This window comes from Pseudomonas sp. R2-7-07 (genome assembly GCF_003852355.1).
In the GTDB taxonomy this organism is placed as follows: Bacteria; Pseudomonadota; Gammaproteobacteria; order Pseudomonadales; family Pseudomonadaceae; genus Aquipseudomonas.
The window spans coordinates 4,323,292-4,346,244 of sequence record NZ_CP027759.1 but is presented as its reverse complement, the minus strand read 5'-3'; the positions used below and the strand labels follow the sequence as shown (position 1 = coordinate 4,346,244).

At 55.1% G+C, this 22,953-nt stretch carries 21 protein-coding genes, 4 tRNA genes and 1 pseudogene; 12 read left to right on the top strand and 14 right to left on the bottom strand.

What is annotated here, in order from left to right:
* Window positions 1-38: 38 nt before the first annotated feature.
* The 6 genes from C4J86_RS19930 (at window position 39) to mgtE (ending at window position 3,924) form a co-directional block, all read left to right on the top strand.
* Window positions 39-1,280 carry an aspartate kinase gene (locus C4J86_RS19930; RefSeq protein ID WP_124371601.1) on the top strand — a complete coding sequence of 414 codons (1,242 nt, stop codon included), beginning with the start codon at window positions 39-41 and terminating at the stop codon, window positions 1,278-1,280.
* A gap of 174 nt (window positions 1,281-1,454) precedes the next feature.
* On the top strand, window positions 1,455-1,643 hold the full coding sequence (csrA, locus tag C4J86_RS19925; protein ID WP_003175645.1) for a carbon storage regulator CsrA: 189 nt from the start codon (window positions 1,455-1,457) through the stop codon (window positions 1,641-1,643).
* A 62-nt stretch (window positions 1,644-1,705) separates the two neighbouring features.
* Window positions 1,706-1,796, top strand: a tRNA-Ser gene (locus tag C4J86_RS19920).
* Window positions 1,797-1,904: 108 nt separating this feature from the next.
* Window positions 1,905-1,981 (top strand) — tRNA-Arg (locus C4J86_RS19915).
* 73 nt (window positions 1,982-2,054) lie between these two features.
* Window positions 2,055-2,131, top strand: a tRNA-Arg gene (locus tag C4J86_RS19910).
* Window positions 2,132-2,481: 350 nt separating this feature from the next.
* A complete protein-coding gene (gene mgtE / locus C4J86_RS19905) occupies window positions 2,482-3,924 on the top strand; it encodes a magnesium transporter (RefSeq protein WP_065892684.1) in 1,443 nt (480 codons plus the stop codon).
* A 100-nt stretch (window positions 3,925-4,024) separates the two neighbouring features.
* On the opposite strand, the gene C4J86_RS19900 is transcribed toward mgtE, so the two are convergent.
* The 3 genes from C4J86_RS19900 to C4J86_RS27120 form a co-directional block, all read right to left on the bottom strand.
* Window positions 4,025-4,351, bottom strand: a complete 327-nt coding sequence (locus C4J86_RS19900) for an Arc family DNA-binding protein (RefSeq protein WP_003193592.1) — start codon at window positions 4,349-4,351, stop codon at window positions 4,025-4,027.
* Between the two features lie 383 nt (window positions 4,352-4,734).
* Window positions 4,735-4,914: a PA3371 family protein gene (locus C4J86_RS27125; protein WP_124371600.1), complete on the bottom strand. Its 180-nt coding sequence runs from the start codon at window positions 4,912-4,914 to the stop codon at window positions 4,735-4,737.
* 11 nt (window positions 4,915-4,925) lie between these two features.
* Window positions 4,926-5,153, bottom strand: a complete 228-nt coding sequence (locus C4J86_RS27120) for a hypothetical protein (RefSeq protein ID WP_124371599.1) — start codon at window positions 5,151-5,153, stop codon at window positions 4,926-4,928.
* Window positions 5,154-5,475: 322 nt separating this feature from the next.
* On the opposite strand from C4J86_RS27120, the gene C4J86_RS19885 reads away from it, so the two are divergent.
* Window positions 5,476-5,552, top strand: a tRNA-Arg gene (locus C4J86_RS19885).
* Window positions 5,553-5,787: 235 nt separating this feature from the next.
* Here the strand turns inward: C4J86_RS19885 and C4J86_RS19880 are convergent.
* The gene (locus tag C4J86_RS19880; RefSeq protein ID WP_124371598.1) at window positions 5,788-6,408 is read right to left on the bottom strand and encodes a LysE family translocator; all 621 of its coding nucleotides are present in this window, start codon (window positions 6,406-6,408) and stop codon (window positions 5,788-5,790) included.
* A gap of 95 nt (window positions 6,409-6,503) precedes the next feature.
* Window positions 6,504-7,121 (bottom strand): recombinase family protein, encoded by a 618-nt coding sequence (locus C4J86_RS19875; RefSeq protein WP_124371597.1) that lies wholly within the window; start codon window positions 7,119-7,121, stop codon window positions 6,504-6,506.
* A 1,141-nt stretch (window positions 7,122-8,262) separates the two neighbouring features.
* Between C4J86_RS19875 and C4J86_RS19870 the strand changes: the two genes are divergently transcribed.
* Window positions 8,263-8,577, top strand: coding sequence for a hypothetical protein (locus tag C4J86_RS19870; protein WP_124371596.1), 315 nt, complete (start codon window positions 8,263-8,265; stop codon window positions 8,575-8,577).
* Between the two features lie 251 nt (window positions 8,578-8,828).
* On the opposite strand, the gene C4J86_RS19865 is transcribed toward C4J86_RS19870, so the two are convergent.
* The 3 genes from C4J86_RS19865 to C4J86_RS19855 form a co-directional block, all read right to left on the bottom strand.
* Complete coding sequence (locus tag C4J86_RS19865) at window positions 8,829-9,575, bottom strand: AAA family ATPase (protein ID WP_124371595.1); 747 nt, start codon at window positions 9,573-9,575, stop codon at window positions 8,829-8,831.
* A gap of 324 nt (window positions 9,576-9,899) precedes the next feature.
* Window positions 9,900-11,543, bottom strand: coding sequence for a GMC family oxidoreductase (locus C4J86_RS19860; RefSeq protein ID WP_124367215.1), 1,644 nt, complete (start codon window positions 11,541-11,543; stop codon window positions 9,900-9,902).
* Window positions 11,544-11,799: 256 nt separating this feature from the next.
* Window positions 11,800-12,759: a LysR substrate-binding domain-containing protein gene (locus tag C4J86_RS19855; RefSeq protein ID WP_256657781.1), complete on the bottom strand. Its 960-nt coding sequence runs from the start codon at window positions 12,757-12,759 to the stop codon at window positions 11,800-11,802.
* A gap of 149 nt (window positions 12,760-12,908) precedes the next feature.
* Here C4J86_RS19855 and C4J86_RS19850 point away from each other — a divergent pair, with 149 nt between their 5' ends.
* The 3 genes from C4J86_RS19850 to C4J86_RS19840 all read left to right on the top strand — a co-directional run bounded on the left by C4J86_RS19850 (window position 12,909) and on the right by C4J86_RS19840 (window position 15,216).
* The gene (locus tag C4J86_RS19850) at window positions 12,909-13,766 is read left to right on the top strand and encodes an SDR family NAD(P)-dependent oxidoreductase (RefSeq protein WP_124371594.1); all 858 of its coding nucleotides are present in this window, start codon (window positions 12,909-12,911) and stop codon (window positions 13,764-13,766) included.
* A gap of 2 nt (window positions 13,767-13,768) precedes the next feature.
* Complete coding sequence (locus tag C4J86_RS19845) at window positions 13,769-14,512, top strand: SDR family NAD(P)-dependent oxidoreductase (protein ID WP_124367217.1); 744 nt, start codon at window positions 13,769-13,771, stop codon at window positions 14,510-14,512.
* 122 nt (window positions 14,513-14,634) lie between these two features.
* A complete protein-coding gene (locus tag C4J86_RS19840; RefSeq protein ID WP_065883890.1) occupies window positions 14,635-15,216 on the top strand; it encodes an NADPH-dependent FMN reductase in 582 nt (193 codons plus the stop codon).
* Between the two features lie 474 nt (window positions 15,217-15,690).
* Here the strand turns inward: C4J86_RS19840 and C4J86_RS19830 are convergent, their stop codons facing one another.
* From C4J86_RS19830 to C4J86_RS19810, 5 genes are all read right to left on the bottom strand, one after another.
* On the bottom strand, window positions 15,691-16,533 hold the full coding sequence (locus tag C4J86_RS19830) for a chromosome segregation protein SMC (RefSeq protein ID WP_124371593.1): 843 nt from the start codon (window positions 16,531-16,533) through the stop codon (window positions 15,691-15,693).
* 98 nt (window positions 16,534-16,631) lie between these two features.
* Window positions 16,632-19,520, bottom strand: a complete 2,889-nt coding sequence (locus C4J86_RS19825) for a DUF927 domain-containing protein (RefSeq protein ID WP_124371592.1) — start codon at window positions 19,518-19,520, stop codon at window positions 16,632-16,634.
* Complete coding sequence (locus C4J86_RS19820; RefSeq protein ID WP_124371591.1) at window positions 19,517-19,789, bottom strand: DUF3077 domain-containing protein; 273 nt, start codon at window positions 19,787-19,789, stop codon at window positions 19,517-19,519. Before C4J86_RS19820 ends, C4J86_RS19825 begins: the two co-directional genes overlap by 4 nt.
* Window positions 19,786-20,070 (bottom strand): hypothetical protein, encoded by a 285-nt coding sequence (locus tag C4J86_RS19815; RefSeq protein WP_124371590.1) that lies wholly within the window; start codon window positions 20,068-20,070, stop codon window positions 19,786-19,788. Before C4J86_RS19815 ends, C4J86_RS19820 begins: the two co-directional genes overlap by 4 nt.
* Before the next feature lie 385 nt (window positions 20,071-20,455).
* The gene (locus C4J86_RS19810) at window positions 20,456-20,656 is read right to left on the bottom strand and encodes a helix-turn-helix domain-containing protein (protein ID WP_065929339.1); all 201 of its coding nucleotides are present in this window, start codon (window positions 20,654-20,656) and stop codon (window positions 20,456-20,458) included.
* 116 nt (window positions 20,657-20,772) lie between these two features.
* Here C4J86_RS19810 and C4J86_RS19805 point away from each other — a divergent pair, with 116 nt between their 5' ends.
* On the top strand, window positions 20,773-21,312 hold the full coding sequence (locus C4J86_RS19805) for a hypothetical protein (protein WP_124371589.1): 540 nt from the start codon (window positions 20,773-20,775) through the stop codon (window positions 21,310-21,312).
* Here the strand turns inward: C4J86_RS19805 and C4J86_RS19800 are convergent.
* Window positions 21,305-22,511, bottom strand: a pseudogene (locus tag C4J86_RS19800) (tyrosine-type recombinase/integrase). The gene C4J86_RS19805 and the pseudogene C4J86_RS19800 sit on opposite strands and share 8 nt — an antisense overlap.
* Window positions 22,512-22,953 lie beyond the last annotated feature (442 nt).

The following is a 22,953-nucleotide window of genomic DNA, read 5'->3' as shown; positions in this document are numbered from 1 at the left end:
TTATTGGGCGCCCCTTTACGGGCTGAGGCGGCTTAGAAATGGCTTTGATCGTACAGAAATTCGGAGGCACCTCGGTCGGTTCTGTCGAAAGAATCGAGCAGGTGGCCGACAAGGTTAAGAAGTTCCGTGATGCCGGCGACGACCTGGTGGTGGTGCTGTCGGCCATGAGCGGCGAGACCAATCGCCTGATCGACCTGGCCAAGGCCATCAGCGGTGATCAACAACCGCTCCCGCGTGAGCTGGACGTGATTGTGTCCACTGGTGAGCAGGTAACCATTGCGCTGCTGGCCATGGCCCTGAACAAGCGTGGTGTTCCAGCGGTGTCCTACACTGGGAGTCAGGTGCGCATTCTTACCGACAGCGCACATACCAAGGCGCGCATCCTGCAGATCGACGATCAGAAGATTCGAGCTGATCTGAAGGAGGGGCGCGTGGTTGTGGTAGCGGGTTTCCAGGGTGTTGACGAGCAGGGCAATATCACCACGCTTGGGCGTGGCGGCTCGGACACCACGGGCGTGGCGCTGGCAGCAGCTCTCAAGGCTGACGAGTGCCAGATCTATACCGATGTGGATGGCGTCTACACCACCGACCCGCGCGTCGTGTCCGTGGCCCAGCGCCTGGACAAGATCACCTTTGAAGAGATGCTGGAAATGGCCAGCCTCGGTTCCAAGGTGCTGCAGATTCGTGCGGTGGAATTCGCCGGCAAGTACAACGTTCCGCTGCGCGTATTGCACAGCTTCAAAGAGGGTCCGGGCACCCTCATTACTATTGATGAAGAGGAATCCATGGAACAGCCGATCATTTCCGGCATCGCTTTCAACCGCGATGAAGCCAAGCTGACGATCCGTGGCGTGCCAGACACCCCGGGTGTGGCCTTCAAGATCCTCGGTCCTATCAGCGGCGCGAATATCGAAGTCGACATGATCGTGCAGAACGTTTCGCACGATAACACCACCGATTTCACCTTCACCGTGCACCGCAACGAGTACGATGCGGCCGAGCGTATCCTGCAGAACACTGCAAGCGAGATCGGCGCCCGTGAAGTGATCGGCGATACCAAGATTGCCAAGGTGTCGATCGTGGGTGTGGGCATGCGCTCCCATGCCGGTGTTGCCAGTCGTATGTTCGAAGCGCTGGCCAAGGAAAGCATCAACATCCAGATGATCTCCACGTCGGAAATCAAAGTCTCGGTAGTGATTGAAGAAAAATACCTGGAACTGGCCGTGCGCGCGCTGCATACCGCTTTTGAGCTGGACGCTCCGGCCCGACAGGGCGAGTGATGCGATGCCAGGAAGGCGCGGCTTACCGCGCCTTTCATTTTTTTGTAGGGCGCATGTTCTTTTGCGTGGGCTCGACAATACTTAGGCGGTAGGGCTACGGCCTTTTGGTTGTAGGTCGAATGCCTTTTTTTTGCAGACTGTTGTTCCTGAAATGAATTGCGTGAGGTGAAAGGTATGTTGATTCTGACTCGTCGTTGCGCAGAAAGCCTGATTATCGGTGATGGCGAAATCACCGTGACCGTGCTCGGCGTCAAAGGCAATCAAGTGCGTATCGGGGTTAACGCTCCGAAAGAGGTAGCGGTCCATCGCGAGGAAATCTACCTGCGGATCAAGAAAGAGAAGGACGAAGAACCAAGCCTTTAATTTTTATCGTTTTTTATGTTTGCAAACGGGGAGGAACGTGGTTAATATACGCCCCGTGTTGCGGAGAGCTGGCCGAGTGGCCGAAGGCGCTCCCCTGCTAAGGGAGTACACCTCAAAAGGGTGTCGGGGGTTCGAATCCCCCGTTCTCCGCCATTATTTGCTTAGTACGTTGCAATCTGGTTTTTTCGGTAAGTTGTTGAAATTGATCGAAAAAATAGCTTTACATAGAGATTGAACGGCCTATAATGCGCGGCAACAAATGCACTCGTAGCTCAGCTGGATAGAGTACTCGGCTACGAACCGAGCGGTCACAGGTTCGAATCCTGTCGAGTGCACCATTTAAGAGTCAGTTGCAGCAATGCAGATGGCTTGGTTTCAACCAGTTGTGATCTGGTCTAAAAAACACACTCTGCACTCGTAGCTCAGCTGGATAGAGTACTCGGCTACGAACCGAGCGGTCACAGGTTCGAATCCTGTCGAGTGCACCATACAAACAAAAAGCCCGCCTAGTGCGGGCTTTTTGCCGTCTGGGGTTTGTGTAGGTTTTATCCTGGCGTACGTCTTTTTCTGTTTCCTGTGTGTTTTCCCTTCCCGCTGCGTCGTCGCAGTTCATAGATGTAGCCAACACTCAGCTTTGGCTTGCAAGCGCTTGTTCTTTCCAGTTTTTTTTGACGTTAAAAGCGGCCGAGCGGTGTATCATGCGCCGGTCAGCCCCGCCGGGGCTTGTGGAATGCCTCCATGGACTTACCCAGTAGTTACTCAGTATCCCGCTTTACCAATCATGAATTGACTGATTGATCCTTCCGGCGCGCTCCGCTGCTGGGAGTGGAGTTCGCCTATGACCGAAGTAGAAGTAAAGAAAACACAAGAAAGCCTGCAGGATCGCCTGGCTCAAGTTATCGAGCTGCTGCAGCGCCAGCGCGTGGTCGAAGACCTCACGCACCGCCAGGAAGGTCCGCACCACGACCGCGTCGAAAACCTGGTTCACCGGCAAAATCTCGTCGAGCTGCAACGCAAGCTCGATGACCTGCACTCCGCCGACGTTGCTTATATTCTCGAAGCCTTGCCGCTGGATGATCGCCTGACGCTCTGGCAGTTGGTCAAGGCTGATCGCGACGGCGACATTCTCCTCGAAGTATCTGATTCGGTCCGTGAAACCCTGATCGCCGACATGGACGATCATGAGCTCCTGGCTGCGGCCAAGGAGATGGATGCGGACGAGCTGGCCGACCTGGCGCCTGAATTGCCGCGCGATGTTGTTCATGAGCTGATGGAGGCGTTGGACACCCAGCAGCGTGAGCGTGTGCGTTCCGCACTGTCTTATGATGAAGACCAGGTCGGCGCGCTGATGGACTTCGAGATGGTCACCATCCGCGAAGATGTCAGCCTGGAAGTGGTGCTGCGCTACCTGCGTCGTCTCAAAGAGCTGCCGGGGCATACCGACAAGCTGTTTGTGGTCGACTATGAAGGCATTCTCAAGGGCGTATTGCCCATCAAGCGCCTGCTGGTAAATGATCCGGAGAAGAGAGTTGCTGACCTGATGGCCAGCGATACCGTGAGCTTTCACCCGGATGAAGATGCCTACGACGCAGCCCAGGCTTTTGAGCGTTACGACTTGATCTCTGCCCCGGTGGTGGACAAGAACGGCAAGCTGATCGGCCGCCTGACGATTGACGAAATCGTCGACCTTATTCGCGAAGAGAGTGAAACCGAAGTTCTCAACATGGCGGGTTTGCGTGAAGAGGAAGATATTTTTGCGTCAGTCTGGCGTTCGCTGCACAACCGTTGGGCTTGGTTGGCCGTTAACCTGATTACTGCATTTATCGCCTCCCGCGTGATCGGGCTGTTCGAGGGCTCCATCGAAAAGTTGGTGGCCCTGGCGGCGTTGATGCCGATTGTGGCCGGCATCGGCGGTAACTCCGGTAACCAGACCATCACCATGATCGTACGCGCCATGGCGCTGGATCAGGTCAGTACCGCCAACTCTTCGCGCCTGCTGCGCAAGGAGCTGGCTGTGGGTCTCATCAATGGCCTGGTGTGGGGAGGCGTAATCGGCGTGGTGGCTTACTTGCTATATGGCAGTTGGTCGCTGGGTGTGGTGATGACCGCTGCAATGACCCTCAATTTGCTTCTGGCTGCCCTGATGGGGGTTTTGATTCCTATGACCCTGGCGCGTCTGGGGCGCGATCCTGCCATGGGGGCCAGCGTGATGATCACGGCCATGACTGACAGTGGTGGCTTTTTCATCTTCCTGGGCTTGGCTACGATCTTCCTGCTCTGACCTTTCCTGCGGGGGCAAATCTGCCCTCGCATTGCTTTCTTGCTCAAATCCCACGCAAAAAAAAGCCAGCACATGGCTGGCTTCGGCTTTCAGCTGCAGATCAATTGGCTTCTGCGGCCGCCTCTACGTCATGTGCGATCAGAGAGACGAGAGCATTTTGCTGGCGGTGGGAAAGCTGACGAAAACGCTGCAGCAGTTCGCGTTCGTGCAGTGACAGCTCTGGACTGTCCAGGCGCATGCTCAACTCTTCACCCAAGGCACCTTCCTGAATAAGGCTCTGTTCCAGGCGAGCGATGATTTCGGAGTTCATGCTGCGATGATGATTGCGAGCCACCTCGGCAATGCGTTCCCGCATTCCGTCTGGCAGACGTACGACGAACTTGTCAGCCGTACGGCTGGAATAAATTGCCTGTTTCAATGGGCGCATATATTTAACCGGTTAGTTCAGGGGAGCGGTTTTTGGAATTGGCCGCAAGATGAGTGTTAAGACAAGGCTCACGACCAAAGTTCAACCCGAATTGCAAAGAGGCCGCATCATGCCTCAGATTTGACATTTCCTTGGCGTCAATTCTGTGACAAATATTGAACCGCCTAAAGGCTTTATGCCAGCACTGATTTGCATTTTTGCGGACTGGTTGGAAAAGTTTTCGCGTTGGATCGGGTATTCCTGATCTTCGCGCAAGCCTTATCCGAAGTCGGGGTGAAGAGCGCACGCCTTAAGCAATATGGCCTTTTGCCCTCATCTGTAAGGGTAGTGGCAGTTTGCTGATTTGCTAGCGCTAAGCGACATAAGGTCGGGCTGGAGGGGGATTAGCGCAGTATGGGGTCGAATTTTATCCGCCGCCCAAGGACGAGGGTCACGACCAGGAGGCATCCAAAAACAGCACTGGCGATGAACGCCAGCGTGCGAGTGTCTTGCATAGCATTACTTAAGCCCAGTAAGGCGGTTGCGAGCGTCAGGCACAAAAAAAGCCATGCAGGTTTGGACATGAGAAGCGCTCTCAGAAAACCCAGTGTTCGGATGTTGGGGTGGCTTGGGTGCCTTGGGTTAAACGAACAGGGGATTGAGGGTCGGCTGTCATCACCGCCAGCTGTGGCCGTTGCTGCAGGTGGTGCGGTACGGCCTGGGTGATTTGGGCTGGGTCTTGCAATTTGGCTGGGAAGAAGTGAAAAGTTACCAGCGCAGCCAGTGCCATTGTATTGAGGGCGAGTAGTAGGGCGCTGTTCATAGTCTTCTTCTCCGTATGCCTTGGCCAAATGGGGTTGTGGGAGAAGTATTGCAGGTCGCGTGCCAACTGATTTATTCAATATAATCAATGATTTATCTTGTTTTAGGGGGTGTCGTGTAGTGCAATTTGCAATGATGGCACTTTGGGGGAGTGCATTTTGCACGACGGCCTCGGCCGCCCGGATTGTATTGGGCTGCGCTACCGCATGCTTGCAAGCATTGGCTTACGATCAAAAAGCCAAGGGATGACATGACAAAAACTACCTTGCCCGTTAACATGCACGCCGTCCGTCGTTGAGCCTTTGGCTTGTCGATTGCGATTTGTCCCAGTAGCTCAATTGGATAGAGCATCCCCCTCCTAAGGGGAAGGTTGGCCGTTCGAACCGGCCCTGGGACACCATATATTCCGGGCCTCTCCAGCCATACTCCTGACAGTTAAGTTTTTCTGTGACAGCAGGGTGGCAGCAGCAGGAAAAAGTAAGCCCCGCCGGGCAATGCTCAGGCGGGGCTTTTTTATGTCAAACGCTTGTGGGCGAAAATTACCCCTCAACCAGCATGATGGAGGCCGTGGTTACATCACGTGATCAAGAGAGCGCATCTCTTGGCCGAGGCTCGTCTAGCCTGGAGAGGGGGGGTCACGCTTTTCGATATAGCGCCAGAAACCCTGCCAACGACACCATTGCGGCTCCACAACATTTGTTCAGCCGTCGCATTCCCGTCTCAGTGAGAATTTTTGCCGCTTGCACTCCGCCTGCAGCATACAAAGCCATCACTGCTACATCGACTCCGGCCGAAATAAGCGCCAGTACAGCGTACTGCGGGAGAGTGGGCTCACTGGGATCAACAAACTGCGGCAAAAATGCAGTGAAGAACAGCAGTACTTTAGGGTTCGTCATCGCCACCGAAAAACTGCGCCAGAACACTTCGCCCGTACCGGCACTGGTATCTGCCTTCGACGCACAGAGCCCTTTCGGATTGCTGCGCCAGAGTTGAACACCCAGCCACGCCAAGTAACAGACGCCTATCCATTTCAGAGCCAAAAATAGGTCTTGCGAGGCCAGCAGCATCGCGCCTAGCCCAAGTCCGACGGCCGCAATAACCAATACGTCCGATAGGGCTGCACCAGCCATTCCGACCGCGACCTTGCGCGTGCTTCGAGAAGAACCATTAGCCATTGCTAACAGAGAGGTAGGGCCAGGAATAAGCGCGCCAATAAAGCAGCTTGATGTGTAGAGGAGAAGCGTTGCGGAGTTCATTCGGGAGCTCTCGGGTGTAGTTGGCGTAATGCTGGAAGTGGTGATATTGCCTAGTTACCGGATTTTTATAAAGCCACCGTCGGCAGTACGTGCTTTCAGGCGGTGGCCAGGTCCCTGATCCTCAGCACGGTGGTAGTGGAGCAGTTGGCGTGCCGGGCCGTCGCGCGAATCCCCAGGCCGGCGCCGAGCAACTCGGTCACGCGCTTGTGCAGATCGGCGTCCACCGGGCGCCCCTGGTACTTGCCGGCGGCCTTGGCCTTCTCGATGCCCTGGGCCTGCCGGTCGCGGCGCTGCTCGTAATCCTTGCGCGCGATCGCGGCCATCATTTCCACCAGCATTGAGTTGATGGCGCCCAGCATCCGCCCGGTGAACTCGTCGCCCTTGGTGTCCTGCATTCCCTGGTGGCTGGTCGGAAGGTCGAGCGCGACGATGCGCAGGCCCTTGGAGTCGATCGCGGCCTTGAGCTTTTGCCGGTCCTCCACCGGCAGGCGGGAGAGACGGTCTATCGATTCCACCAGCAGCACGTCACCCTTGCGCGCATCTTTCAGCAGGCGCAGCAGCTCGGGCCGGTCGGCGGTGGCGCCGCTGGCGTTCTCCAGGTACACGCTGGCGATGACCTTATTATGGTCGCTGGCGAACTGCTCAAGCGAGGCGCGGGCGCGGCCGGCGTCTTGCTCTTCGGTGGATGCTCGGAGGTATGCGCGGATGAACATGATGGGGGCCTGTATCAGTTAGGGCGTTCTACTAATACTGTTGCACTTTGGGTGTTACTTATCAAGCGAAAAGCCCGAGAAAGGCAAAATAAGCCTGTATCTGGATAGGCATATTCGGGTGTAACACCTGAGGTCCTGTAACACCCACTTCTAAATCAGGGTAGAGAACGTGTAACGAATAAAAAACCTTTATATTCAATTGGTTATGTTTTTTGTAACGCGCGTGACATCAGTAACACGACTTGTAAGTCCCGTCCCCTTGCCCCTCTTACAGAGGTTCCTGCAGCGAGAGTGACTTCCCTCGTGATGCAGCATTGAATACCTGGCTGTGTTGGCCGGATCCGATTAGGCACCGATGTTGCTATCGGCCTGTACGACGCTTTGTCGCTAAGCGTCTGGGCATGTTTGATGTGCTGCTCTCAGGGATTGGGCAGGCGTGATGCGCTGAGTCCATGTCACACGTGGTCCGTAGTGCGACGTTTCAAATGGTGCGTTGAAAAGTCGCCGGGGACCCTGACGACATCCTAGCGACACGGGGCATGAAACCCGCGGGATCGTGGTAGAGGCAGCCGCACCAGCTTACTGAAATTTCAACGTTGAAATTGAAAGGATCTTGAAGAGAAAAGGGCATCCTTACCGGATCTGTAACGGTCATGGGTTTCGTTCAGGATAGTGAACGATTGGCCCGGTCAACTCGGTCAACCAGTCAACTAACTTTGGAGCCCAGCCACTAACGAGCTCCGGCGGGTTCTATGCCCCGTACCTTTAAGAATGCTCCAGGGTCCCCACAATCGAACCAAAGCCAAGAGCCTGACCCGCCTCGCTTCGCTGGAGGAGCAATACTAAATGGGGCTAGGGGAATACCCTGATAAAATCGTGTTACGGGTGTTACGCGTGTTACTTAATTAGGTAAGTATATGATTTTAAATGATTTGTATGGCGTTACACAGCTGTGACTGGTTTGACGATATGCGTGTTACATGGCAAATAGGTGTTACATCAATGAATGCTCTGGGAGGAGCGGTTTGTGATGATTAAGGCGGATCTTATCAAATTAGGGGCTTTCGCTTAGAGGGCCGCTACCGCCGCTACCGCCGCTACCGCCGCTGCCCGTCGGCACCAGGGAATAAAGAGATTGATCATGTGGCTCAAAAATGTAGCATTTGCGCTGTTGATTTGCCCCCACGTCACCGCTAGCTTTAGCAAACCATTCCAGCCCCCCACGGCCGATGCCGACTTGTGGGAGAAACCCGGCGCCAGTCATCAGGATGTGGTTGCGTCCATGTTGGCGTGTGGTGAGAAGAATGGCTCCGGCGTTGATCCCAAGGCTAGCTTCCAAGAGATGGCCCAGCGATTTGTATGTATGAAGCGTGCGGGCTATACCCGGCGTGACGGTTTCGACATCTGTGCATTGCACCCCAAGGAGCCGTTGAAGGCCTGTGAGTCGGCGCAATGAAGCCATAAAGGCATCGCACGGTATTAAAACTCGTTAGGGCGAGTTGCCCCAGGTATCTATAGGTACATCCAGCTGACTGATTCCGGCCAGAAGCGGCCATTCTCCTCGAAATCGGCGGCATCTCGATCTACGCTAAACAAGGCAGTAATGCCGTCGTATCTATTAAGTCGCGATCGGCAACAATTCATTTTTTTGCGCCAGCGAACTTGATAAGCGCTCTAACCATCGATGTTATTTAGTGCCTGGACTAACTAAAAATCATGCTTTTCATCAAATAGCTTGCTCATAAAGCTTTCAGGGTTAGCAAAGTAACTTTTCATAATTAGGTAGTTTTCAGTTTCTGAATATTCCTTCTCTTCCAATCCACTATTGGTAAACTCCCAAATTCTGGCGCCCGGGTAAGCAATTAAAATTGGTGAGTGAGTTGCAATTATGAACTGCGAATTTTGTTTTGCGAGTTCCGCTATACGTACCAGCAGAGATAATTGGCGTTGGGGAGATAGCGCAGATTCAGGCTCGTCTAGTAAATACAATCCGTTTCCTCCGAACCGATGTAAAATCAGATCCATAAAAGCCTCCCCATGAGACCTCGTATGAAGATCGTTCCCCCCGTATGAGTCCTTAATAGCTGGCCCGCCAGGTCCGCAATCCAACTTATTCATCTCTGTAATTACATTATAAAAACTTTCTGCGCGATAAAAATAGCCATCTCGAGGTCGCTTTGCGGTGCGTGACAAGCGCAATGCCTTGGACAGTAGGGATTTTTCATCGCTGGAAGAAAACTTGAAATTCTTACTGCCTCCCTCATGATTAAAGCCACATGAAACTGCAATAGCCTCTAAGAGGGTTGACTTACCGCTACCGTTTTCTCCAACGAAAAAATTTATCACGGGGTGAAGCTCGATTTTGCTAATTGATTGAATTGAAGGCAAATAGAAGGGGAAATTATTCTCTTCTCTATAGTTCTCTAAGATTTCAATTCTCTTAATGTAAGGCATTAACTTCCTAGCTGTAGTTATCTTATTTAATGGTTATAGTTATATGTATGATAGTTAAGGTAATTATAAATGGTCTTTCTGTGGTTTGACTCTTTTTTATAAGCACTAGATATGTCTGACATAAAAGTAAACCATTCTTGGCTCGCGCCGCAGTTGCGCCGCTGTTTCGGTCAAACTCCTAATCTCCAATTTATCGTCTATTGACTGCGTTTGCTCAACGGTCTCCGTATATTTTATTCAATTTCAGATTGTGGTTCTTATTGCAGAGTTCGGCTTTAGCGATCCAATGATTGATGCTCCAGTTTTACGCTGCGTTCGGGGAAATTATCGAGTCAGGTGGGCACCAATCCGTTCGGCTAGCATGATAGTAGTAAGATTTGTCGCCACCGATGGGATATCCGGGATGATAGAGGCATCCACAACACGCAGTGCCGCTATACCTCGCACCGCGCCCCAATTGTTGACTACGGCGGCCTTGTCACCGTCCGCGCCCATCGGCACGCTCGACGTGGGGTGCTGATAGCCGGCGACATTGTTTACGATGTTTTGTCGCAAAGCCTTGCCTTCAAGTACGCTGCTACCCGGTGTCATTTCATGGTCAACCAAGTCAGCAAACGGTGCACTGCGGCCAATCTTGCGAGACAGTTCTACAGCTTCGACCATGCGATCCAAGTCATTTTCCTGTTCAAAAAAGTTGTACCGGATGTTCGGCGCAACTCGGGGGTCACGGCTGGTCAAGCGTACGCTACCGTTGGATTTAGGTAATGTGACGGCGCATGCCAGCACTATCGCACCGCCGGTAGGGCTTGCCTTTGGGTCGATCAGGTGTGTACCGGAGATATGTAAGTCCAGATCGTCCGGTGCGGCGTGTTGCGAACGAGTCCAGGCGATGGCGCCGCCGGCTGGGGTCATAGCAATTGCGGAGGTCTTCAGCGCGTAGACGTTGAAGAAAAACGGATGTTCTTGCAACCGTTCACCTACCGGTAGATCAGCGACGGTGGCGATTCCCATCTCGCGAAGATGGCCTTGTGGGCCGATACCGGAGCGTAGCAGGATAGCGGGGCTGCCTATGGCACCGGCCGACAAGATCACTTCGCCGGCTGGAACTATCTCGCCGTCTACTAGCAATACACCTATGGCGCGTTCTCGTTCTATCAGGACGCGGTCGGCTTCAGCGTGGCCGCGGATAGTGAGGTTGGCGCGAGCCCGCACGTCTGCACTTAGGTAAGCCATGCCGGTATTGATTCGGGTGCCGTTGATGACATTCAACGGGTAGGGACCTACGCCGTGCTGGCGCGCGCCGTTGAAGTCATCCACGAGCGGCAGTCCAACTGACTCGGCAGCCGCCACGAAAGCACGCATTGAGATAGTATTCTGCGCAGCAGTGCGCTGACGCACTGGAAATGGGCCGGTACGTCCATGCCATGCATCTTCGCCAGTGGGCGTGTTTTCCATCGCTCGGTAGGCGGACAGCACTTCCGGCCAAGCCCAACCTTCGATTCCGCGTCCGGCCCAGCGCGCAAAGTCGGCAGGACGCGCACGCATCGCCACAGCAGCATTGACCGCGGAGCTACCACCGATCACTCGGCCGCGTGGGATGGCTATGTCGTGACCTATCCGAGCTGAGTCGTCACTATGGTAATGCCAGTCGTATTCGGGAGAGGCGGCAACTAGGTCGGCGTTCGTCAGCACTGCTGGATACCGATCGGGCGCAAAGTCGGGACCTGCGTCGAGCAGCAGCACACTGCGCAGCGGGTCGGCACTGAGACGTGCTGCAAGGACGGCACCTGCAGATCCACCACCGACGATCACCACGTCAAACTGCTTGCCAGTCCGAGTGGTCTCTTTAGTTTTACTGGAGCTGCGCGTTGCACCAGAGGCAAACGTAGCAGCGCCTGCCGTCATTGCAACCAGCACTGCCTGTGCTCCCAAAGCTATCGCGCCGCGTCGTGTGATTGTCAAAGTCATAGATTCCAGATCAGGTATCGTTTGTGCCGTCGAGGATGAGAGGCAAGAAACCATGGTAGGAATGCGTACCTGACCCAGCAAGACGGGGTTTCTGGAATCTGTGTCCGGTGGTATGGACGTCGAGAACTCCCCCTATCTTCGGCGCCTACCCGCTCGGTAGTGCCGCCGTAGTTGCTGTATTCGGTAAAAAAATGTGCTGTATTCATGGAGAAGCCGCTGCAACGATTTGCCCAGCGTATTAAGGATGGCTTTACAGCTAGAGGATCTTGGGAAACTCCGAAGCCAAGTGATCCAAGAAAACACGTACTGACGGCAGCAATCCTTTGCGGGAAGGTACCAGTGCAGTGATCCTGGCATCGCCAGCTATCCATTCGGGCAGAACTCGATGAAGCTCACCACGCGCAACGGCCGCCCGCGCGATGTAACTCGGCAGGGCCACAATCCCAAGCCCGCTGATAGCTGCATGTTGCAGGCTGAGCATGTCTTCGCTTTGCAGCCGCGGCATGATGGGCACAGCAATTTCTTCGATCGATAGAGTGACATGGCGCAACCGCCAGTTCATGGGGGCATTAGCTCGCGCAAAGAAAATCGAGGCGTGGCTGCTTAGCTCCGCTGGCGTGGCCGGTGCGCCATGTTCGGCCAGATAGCTTGATCCGGCGAACAGAAACCAGGGAGCGACCCCGAGCATGCGCTGGACAAGATCGGAGTCCGGCAATGGAGCCTCATGCGCCCGGATGGCGACGTCGTAATTTTCGCCAACAATATCGATGGTTCGATCGGCCGCATGAGCGACCATATTGATCTTGGGATAGACACGAAGGAAGTCAGCGATCATGCCCGCCATGGCGAAATTCATGGTCGCGACTCCAGCGGTACACCGGATGGTCCCGACGGGTTCCAACAACCGCTGACGCACTGACATTTCTGCCATCTCCGCTTCTCGCAGCGCGGCCAGCGCGTGCTGGTAGAACTCTTCTCCTGCCTCGGTCATACCGAAGCGACGCGACGTTCGGCTGAGCAAACGCACACCTAATTCGCCCTCCAATTGTTGCATGCGGTGGCTAAGCGTTGACTTGGGCATACCGGTACTTGCAACTGCGGCAGTAAACCCACCGCGATCGACCACATTGACAAAAATAAACAGATCGTTCAGGTCCAGCCGATTCACGTATGGCCCAATCATAGGAAGGCAATTTTTAATCTTGAAGATTTCCAAGGGTACCGTCTAGAACTATGTGGTTATTTGGCAATGTTTCGCTGGGAAGGAGCGTCCAATGAGCGGGAAGTTGAATCTGGACAAACCGGCTTGTCGGGGGGAGGCCCAATACCTAACATCCGGTGAATAGCCAAACCCCGGAGCAGAGAATGAAATCAATAAATGGCAAAGTCGTCCTCGTTACTGGTGCCTCATCGGGATTGGGGCGCGAGTTAGTGCATCAACTGCTGGAAAAAGGTGCGCTAGTCGCAGCCACCTTTCGCAAGCAAGAAGAAGTGGATTTCTATAACGGTAAACATGCTGCGCAGGGCATGGGCGTTTTGGTAGACGTGACAGACGATGTGGCGGTCAAAACGGGTGTGGCCCAGGTGCTGGATCACTTTGGCCGTATCGACATTGTCGCCAACTGTGCGGGTGCTGGCACAGTGGGTGCAGTTGAAGAAATGACGGATCGAGAAGCGCGGCGTGTATTCGATCTGAATTTCTTTGGCGGCCTGAACATCATTCGCGCTGTAACCCCTGCGATGCGCAAGCAGCGCAGCGGGCACATCGTTCAATTCTCTGCAATCGGTGGCTTCATTGGCTACCCGGGCATGGGCGTGTACTCGGCCGCGAAGGGCGCTACTGACATCCTGGGGGAAGCACTGGCAGGTGAACTTGCACCCTTTAACATCGCCACGACTGTGTTGACCATCGGTGTATTCGAGACCCAATTTGCGGGTCGCTCACTGGCTTACGTCGAGCAAAAAATCGATGACTATGAAGGCACACCCGTCGGTAAGTTCCGTGTAGCTATAGGTGGTCTGCAAGGTAAGCAGCCGAATGTTCCAGGAAAAGGGGCGTTGGCGATTATCAACCTGATGGAGTCGGATCATCCACCCGTACACGCGGCCTTGGGTGCCGATGCGATGGGCGGAATGCGTGCAAAAATGGCCAAAGTCGAGCAGGAACTTGTCCAGTGGCAGGGCAACGCAACCTCTACAGAACGCAGCATCAACGGAATCTGATCATGCGAATGACCAACAAAGTTGTACTGATTACCGGCGCATCGCGCGGGCTCGGATTATCACTGGCACGTCGTTTTGCCAGAGAGGGGGCTTCCGTTGCGTTGACGTACAACACTGACGCTGCCGCAGCCGACCGAAATGTCGAGGCGCTCGTTGCTGAGGGCGCTCAAGCAATGGCCATCGGGGGAGACATCAGCGACCCGGACGCTGTCAAAGCCATATTCGCAGCAGTGCTGGCTCGATTTGGGCGCATCGATATTGTCGTGGCCAATGCTGGGCGGGAGCTTATCGACACACCGATTACGGAAATCGATAACGCGATGTTCGAGGCTGTCACCAAAACCAATGTGTTTGGCACCTTCTATACGCTTCGCGAAAGTGCGCGCCATGTTACCGATGGTGGACGCATCATCGTGATTTCGTCCACTACGACGATCGTACCGAACGCAGGCTTCACCGCGTATGCCGGAAGCAAAGCCGCCGGCCGGCTTTACGTTGAATGTCTCGCGCAGGAAATGGGCAAGCGTAACGTCACGGTGAACGGTGTGGTACCGGGGCCGCTACGTGACGCCGGTGTCATCGCTAACCTTCAGGAAAATGACTATCAGGCATTGGCACAGTTGTCGCCATTTGCGCGCTTGGGCTCTGTCTCCGATGTCGAAGGCGCCGTGCTTTTCCTGGCAAGTGACGATGCAGCTTGGATTTCCGGTCATCACCTGGTTGTCAACGGCGCCGCCAAAGTATAGGGCAGACCCGCATGACCAGGCGGTGGGGCAGTCCTCATCGTTCGGCCACCGTTCGACGTCCGTTTTTTTGTTCTTTTCAAATTGATTACCCCCTTTAAAGCCACTTAAATCAAGGTCCCATCATGTCGCCTAAAAAGATTGCCGTCATTGTCGGCAGCCTGCGCAAAGAGTCGTTGAACCGCCTATTTGCTCAAGAAGTAATCGCGCTTGCGCCACCGAGCCTTTTATTAGAAATAGTCGAGATCAATGAACTGAATCTGTTTAACCAAGACTTGGAAGAAAACGGTAAGAGTGCCCCTGAAGCCTGGACTCGTTTTCGCCAAAATATGGCGTCGAAAGATGGAGTACTGTTTTTCACTCCCGAATACAACAGGTCAGTTCCTGGTGTATTGAAGAACGCCATTGATATTGGTTCTCGCCCTTACGGCGAGTCTGTGTGGGCAGGCAAACCTGCAGCTATCGTAAGCGTATCGCCCGGTGCCAGCGGCGGCTTCGGTGCTAACCATCATTTACGTCAGTCTATGGTATTTCTGGACATGCCACTTTTGCAGCAGCCGGAAGCGTATATCGGTGGGGCGACAAGGCTACTGGGGCCAGGCGGAAATTTGAATGACGACGGAACTACTCAGTTCTTGAAAAAATTCATTGACGCCTTTGCTGCATGGGTCGAAATCAATACCGCCAAGTCAACGGGTTTAATCTAGGGCGCTAGAAACTCTCTGCTTTGGCTGATCTAAGGCGTTGTATGAGTCGTCTCAGGTTTCACGTACGGCCTTAGTGTCCGCTAATGGCCGAAAGCGGTCCTAAGTTCACAGCCGCCAAAGATCAGAAGCCGAAAAATCTAGAGGCTTTTTTCGTAATGGGAGGATCTAGAGAAGCGGAGGCTGTTTAGGCTTCCGCCTCTTCTTTATCCGGCCTTTCTTTTGAGCTGAAGGTCAATGAAGTGGAGCTCCGCCTTGATTGCATCAATCGTGAGCGTCTCAACTTTAGTTTCTTTGATTCCTATTGCGTTGAGCTTTTTCATTCTGGTTATGCCGACAATTATCCCGTCCAAATGCAGCTTTCGGGACTTTAGGTAATCCGGCATCTGAGCACTGTTCTGTAGTGTTTTGTTCATGGTTATACCGATGGTAGGCCCGAATCAACCGGCCCTCGCCGGTTGCTTCGGGGGGGTTAGGTTAGGCCGCCAACAGGTCAAGCAGATTGTGTTGGTGTGAGCGTTCTGCAAGCTCTCGGAAGGTCCAGCTTCCTAAGTTTTCACCTTGCTCAGGGATGTCTAGATTCAGCAGAGCAACCGGATCACGATTAATCAGTTTGCGAGCAGCCCACAACTTGCCGCCGGTCTCTAACAGTGCTTTGGCGGCCTCATTCCATTGTTCTTCCAGAACAGTATTCGCCAGGTGAGCCGCTTTGTTCTCGATCTTGGTGCGTTCTTTTTGTGCCTCCGTGATGTGCAGGTCAATCGTCACCAACTCCTGCTCCAGAGCCGTGATGAGCAGCTGTTGGCGGCGGTGATGCTCAACCGCAGCAGTAAGGTTTTTTGCTGCTTTTTGAGCTTCAGCGTTTGCCGCTTTCTCGCCCTCCACATCGCCCCAGGCCACAGCCTGCGCATAAGCGGTAGCGGCGTCCGTTTCGGCTTGTCGCGCCTTTGCCATGTCTTCCTGATCGCTCTGGCGGACCTGTTGCAACCGGGTCTCGATGCTGTTGCGCTTTTCGTTGAGCTCCATCTCGTCGGCCTTCCAAGTCGCCATCGCGCTGATGTAGCCCGCAGCCAAGCTCTCACGGTTAGCAAGTGCCTCGAGGCGATCGATCTTTTGATTCAGGCGGTGGATCTCAAAGCTTCGCGAGTCGATGCGTCTTTTGTGATCGTTGATTTCATCCTGCACGGCTCGTTGACGGCCCTGCTGGATAACCTCCGGGCTTTCCAGCGTCTCTTCGAAGGGAGCCAGGTCACCCTGAATGCTCTCCACTTCGAGGGTCAGTTGGTCGCGACGGTCTTTCAATTCTTGGATAGTGTTCATCTGTATTGTCTCTGGGTACTGCGGTTAATAGGGATGGTTGTCGAATGGCTGGCAAGGCCGGGAATAAGCCGGCGCTACCTCGATCAGCAGGCTCGCCGTCAGGCGGCCTTGGCCTCGCCTTCGTCCGTTCCTGGAACGGTCTTCACCACGTAGCAGCGTTGGGGCCCTAACCCGGGCAGACGGATCAAGCTGTAGGCCTTGCCGTCACTACCCGGCTCAAGCACGCCGCGTTGCAGCAACTCCTTGTTCACCGCGCTGATGTTCATGCCTTTGAAGATCTCGGTCCTCCAGGCTTCAGGCAGTACGTAATAGGTGTTGGTGGTGTGCAGGGCGTCGCCCATGCCGTGTTCCAGCGTCTTGCGAAAGCCCAACCGATCAATCGTGCGCGGCCCGTGCTCATCGAGCTTGGCGGCGGCGGATTCCCAGCGGGTAAAGCGGCTTTCTCCAAACCGCTCGATGACCTGGCGCAGCCGCGCCAAGATCGCATCGCCCTCGAAGTTTCCGGCGCCGCCGCGTTCGGCCAGCCACGCATGCAGGCAAACCCGTGCAGCAGTCGTGGCCGTACCATCAGGCCAACCGGTGACGCCAAAGGCGGTAGCCAACTCTCCGGCGGCGGCGGCGAGGCCGAAGCGAAGGGCGGCACGCTGCGCCTGACCACTGGCCGAGGGTGGTAGGTTCTGGGTGATGAACTGTTCCACCGTGCGGCGCACGATCACTGTCCATCTGAGCATTTCCCCAGGCGCGCACAGTGCGTACAGGAAAGCGGTGAGGGGCGTGCCGTAATATTTGGCTACTCGGGCCTTGAGCGCATCGGAGAGGGCGGCAGCGTCCTCAAAACCATTCAGCACATCGAACATGCCGAGGCCTTTGCTGGCATCCGCTGGCACGGCGAGCATGCGCACCTCCATACCGGCTTTCAGCTCCTTGTTTGCATCCGCCATGTGCTGCGCCAACGTCTTCTCGCCGGTCGAGAGAAACAGCAAGCGCCACTCCTGCACCTGTCGGCCCGCTTGTCCTCGATCATTCGCCCGGGCTTTGCCGGTGCCATTGCCGAGCATGTACACCGTTTCCCCAATGATTCGTGGGTCACACATGCCGATTTCATCCAGCACCAGGAGACCGTCTGAGTGGGCGGCGGCGATGGACTCCAAGGCGTTATCCGTGGAACGCCACGAACGCACCAGGCGCGGCCCGCCATAAACCGAGGCAGCGACTTGCAGGTGAGTGGTCTTGCCGCCGGAGCTGTCGCCGTACAAGTGGAAGCCGCCCGACTCATGTCCCAGCAGGTTGAGCAACGGTCCTGCAAAGGCCACAGAGACGACAAACGCCAAGCGATGGTTGCCGACGCAGAGCGCGCCGATTTGCTGCTGCCATTGCTCCAGAGAGCCCGCCTCGCTGATCGGTGGCAACTGTGCACCTGCCTCATAAAAATGCAGGTGTTCGGCGTGCGAGCCAATTTGTTGTTCGGGCAAAAGGAACGCGTTGTCATGCCAACCCAGGCGCGTTACCAAGCGTGCGCGCTGGGCGCTATCGAAGCCGCCGAGATAGCTCTGCAGATCATTGCGTGCGTTACGCCCGGATCGACTTCCTGCAAGACGCAAACCCATATCTACCAGTGGACCGAGTACGTCCTTGCCGAAGTCACCGGTCATGGTTCGGGCTGGAATGTTCCAGCGCTTTTTGGCGCCGTCTGGGTCATCGAACTCGACCAACAAACCCCAGTTGTGGCCCTTCTCGTCGCGAGTGCGAGCGATGATTTCAAGAGGCGAACACACGGGGCGTGCCTCACCATCATCGCCGGAATAGAAAACCCCTTCAGGCGTTAGGCGAAAGCCGCCCGGCAACAGATCATTTTTCGATTTCGCGGGGCGTTTGGCGGGCGCCTTGGCGCTCAGTTGTTGAGGTTCAGTTGGCTTAGCGGCACTACCGAAAAACTCACCGCTGCGCACCAGCTCGGCGACGTGGGCAGCGTTCCAGCCTTTGGCTAACGCATCCGCTGCATCGTCGCCGTCTGCCCATTTTCCACCTTTGACGAATGTCGGTTTGCCGCCTTTGCTGCTGGGCTTGAGCTTGAACACGTCGAGCGAGATTCGTTGCACTGAAGCTGCGCCCAGCTCAATCACCTTGGGCTCGATGGCGTCCATGCAGGCCTTGCCGCTGGCATCGTTATCCGGCCACAGCACAACGCTTCGCCCTTTGAGTGGCGTCAGATCGGCCTTGTGCCAGGAGTTGGAGCCGTTCGGCCAGCAGGTGGCTACGTGGTCGGGCATGAGTTCAGCAGCGGCGTCAGCGGCCTTTTCGCCTTCACACAACACCACAGGCGCGTCGGTGCGCTGTGCCAGTTCATCCAGGCGTAGCAGAGGCCGAGGCTCGGGCAATCCTTGCCAGCGCCATTGTGTGGTTTGTCCATCGGAGCGCTTGCACCAGGTCAACGGCGCAAAGACCTTTCGTGGTTTGCCGTCTTCATCGGGGCCCAAGTCGAAGCGATACAACGCCATGACCGGTTGGCCCTGCGCATCGCGATAGATCCACACCTTGGACGGGGCGCCGTGTTGCCGGTGTTTGGCCGGGCACTTGTTCATGGCCTCGGCCGGGATCGGTTGAATCGCGATCCACTCTGGTGTTGCGCACTTGGCCGGTGCGGTTTTGGCGGTCGCGGAGCCAGCGGAAACACTGAGCAGATCCGCCAGCTTTTTGCAGGCATCAACGTCCGTGCCGCCGTCGATGTAGCGCACCAAATCGATCAGGTCACCGCCCTTATCGCCGGTGGCAAAATCCGCCCAGGTGCCTTTGCTCAAATTGACCTTGAGTGAGCCTGCTCGTTTGTCTGTGCGCGTCGGGTTCGGTGCGGTGTATTCCTTGCCGCCGTCTACGCGTTTGCCGTTCGGCAGCCAGTGAGTAAGGACGCGGTCGATGTTCTTCAGGGCAGCGCTTTTTACGTCAGCGAAGCTTGGGCGTTTTGAGGTGTTGCCTGTGCGCTGAGTCATGGTGCGCTCCTCGATTCAAGCAACGCCTCGTTCACGTCGTCGATCAGTGCCTTAGCCATCTCGCCGAGGTAGAACGCAGGCCAACTAAAACGCTCGCCTGCATCGCTGATGGCGGCGTCGAGGATCAGTTGATTGGCGTGGTGCAGAATCTGAGAGACTGCTTCAAGTGCGTCCTCTAGCGGGATACCGGCATTCACCCGAAACAGGTTTTGGCCGTTACCGTTGGCGGGGGAAAACTCGGAGCGTCCAAGCGTGCTGGAGTGGGTCACAGCGCACCGCCTTTCTGGTCCATCGGCACAGAGGAGGCGTCACCGTACATGGTGAGTGTTTTGATCAAACCCAAGGTGCCGCGCACGTCCCAAATAACAGACGACAGCACGCGGTTGGAAAGCAACGGTTTATCGCCGTCTAAGTGATCTTCCAACAGCATGAGAACTGAATCGGCACGGTCGAGCGCACAGGTGATGGCGTCGATAGGCAGACCGGCTTCGGCGTCGTGGCTAACGCAGAGTAAGTCCTCGGGTAGTGCAAAGCCTGGGAGCATGCTCATTGGGCACCTCCTGAGGTTCCCAAGTCTTCATGTTTTTTTTGGGGCGCGTAGGTGTGCGTCCATTCAAAGGAGTAACTATCTGGCTTATTGCGAATGGTGCGTGGCACTTGAACTCTACAGGCGCCATGAGTACGAAGAGTTTCAAGATCAACCACACGTGTTGTGTTCAACATATTGCACTGGCCAAGAATTACGCCCATGCGGTCTACCAAATGGATGGTGATATGCTTAAGGGGTTGCATTGCGGTCTGCTCAGATTTGCTTTGTGACAGTCGGGTCAGTGGTACGAACACTGACTCGACACCTCTTCCTGCTGAGGCCGGTTCTAGGACCAGTCTTCTAGGGGACATTCCAGCAAAATTTCCCCCCTCGACTGTTACCGCGTTCACCGGGAGCCTTCCTTTGCCGCGCGTTCAATCCAAGCCTTGAGTTCAGCCATCAAAATCAGACGGCGCCGCCCGAGTTTGAAAGCCTTAAGGTCACCAGAAGCTATGAGTTCATAAACTCCTGATCTTGAGTAGCCAACCACGCGTGCTGCGTCCTCCACGCTAACTGCAAGAGGTGCGATGTGTTCGGGGTTGTTCATTAGCTTGTCCTTGATCGATGGGGCGGACTGTACGATACTGGTCCGGACGTAAACATCCTATTTGTAAGTAACATGATCTGAAAGCAAAACATTTGTAGACATCTAGAGGCGTGTAAATGGCAAATCGTTCGAAGAAGGTTGTTTTATCGGCTAGGGTCGACCCCTACCTTAAAGCTGCGCTTGAATTGCTGGCGGCATCACGCAACGAGAAAATCGTGAAGATCCTGGAGTCATGCCTTGAGAATGGGATGAATGACAGGACCATTACTAACCCGTTTAACGCTCCGCGTAAGGATTTGGGAACAATCAGTTTTATGGTCGCGTTCACTTCGATCTGGTCGGAGAATGAAACTCTCTACAAGCTGCGCGCCGGAACGCTTGGGCCCGATTTCGCCGGGGAGGAGTTATCGATGGTCGCTATGGTTATCAATGACGATAAATATTTCGATGGGGAGTTCGATGTTTTCGGGGATTTGAACGGTTCGACAGAGAAGTTTGGGTTCACACCGAGAATGCAGCCTCGGGTGGACCTTGCATTGGTAGAGAAGGAGTGGCCAATTGTTGAGGAATATGTGAGGTTTCTGGCAAACAACAAGCCGCTTCAGCCGGGCTATGCCGATTACAAAAATATGCGAGCTCAATCTCTAGCTAAATGAGTTCAACCGCAGCGGCTTTTGTACCCGGAGCCAAGTGGGCATACCGGAGTGTCATCTTGATATCGGCGTGCCCTAGCAGATCCCGTACCGTGTTGAGCGGTACGCCGGCCATTACCAGGCGTGAAGCGAAGTCGTGCCGCATATCGTGCCAGCGGAATCCGTCGATCTGCGCCCGCTCAAGCAACTTGAGCCAGGCGCTTTTGACGTCCTCAAAGCGACCGCCGCCCTGACCTGGGAACACATACGGCGACTTGCTTACCTGCTTCTTCCAGGCTTGCAGTACACCAATAGTCTCCTTGTTCATTGGTATGTGGCGCGTATCGCTTGTCTTGGTTGTGGCCCCGGCGACTGTGATTGTCTTCGTGTCGAAGTTCACCGCTGACCATTTCAGGTCGAACAGCTCTCCGCGCCTCATGCCGGTATTCAACGATACCAATACCATTGGCTTCAGGTGATCGGTGAAGGGCAGTTGCAGCAGGCTTGGCATCGGCTCTTTGTGGCGGTCGGTCCGCCAAGTGTTCGCACTCTCACGCTCGACCCTCATTTCATCCTGTCGAGCGTCCAAGGCCTCGCGTAGGCGCTTGGTCTCGTCGGCAGCCAGGTAGCGAATTACCCCCTTTGAGTCGACTTTGAGCTGTTTCAGCTTGGCCAGAGGATGCTCGTCGAGGTAACTCGACCGCCCGGCTGAATACTCCGCTGATAGAGCCCATTTTGCGGTTGACCGTGGAGGGCTTGTTGCCGGCATGCATCCATCCAGTGCGGATCTGCTCCAGGTCTCGCCCGGTGATCGCGTCCAGGCGCTGGGGCAGAATTGGGTCGAAGTTATTGCTGAGGGTGTGCTGAGTCTTCTCATGGCCTTTGTGATGAGCCTTGAACCACGGCATATACGTGTCGTCGATAAAATCGCGCAGCGAGGGCAGGGCTGACCCCTTGCGGCCCTGGGCGATGGCTAGGGGCTCGCCGTGGGCGTGCGCATCGGCTAGGTACTGAGCGGCCTCGGTTCGGGCTTGGTCAAGAGTAATCACGCCGACACGCCCAAGGGTGGCGTTCTTGTTTCGGCCCCAAGTGACCATGTAGGACTTGTGACCGCTGGGCAGTACGCGAATGAAAAAACCGGGTTGCACGGTGTCATGCACGCGGTATGCTTTCGCCTCGGCGGCTAGGCTGCCAATTAGCTTCTGAGTGATTTTGGATTTCAAGGGTTCGTCCGTGACAGCAGGGTGGCAGCAAAACGCACTATACCGCTCGATGTTCACGGACTCAATGGGACTAAAAGGCCCAGTAATACTGGGCTTGTGGCTGTATCTGCTGGGTCTAAATTAACCCTCCTAAGGGGAAGGTTGGCCGTTCGAACCGGCCCTGGGACACCATCCCTCAGTTGTTGTCTTGTTGCGTTCGTCAATATCAAATCAATCGCTTAGCTTCCTGACTGTAGCCGTGAGAAGTGCGGCGGTATTCAGTTGCTGGTCGGTGGGCAATCGAATCGCTATGGTCCCTGGGTCGTCCTTTTGTTTCCTCTATATAGAAGGGCGGTGGGATGGAAAAGAATTCCCGGGTTTTCGATTTAACTGCTTGACGCCCCTGCGTAAAGCTGTAGAATTCGCCTCCCGCTTACGAGAGATCGCAAGCGCAAGTGGTTGA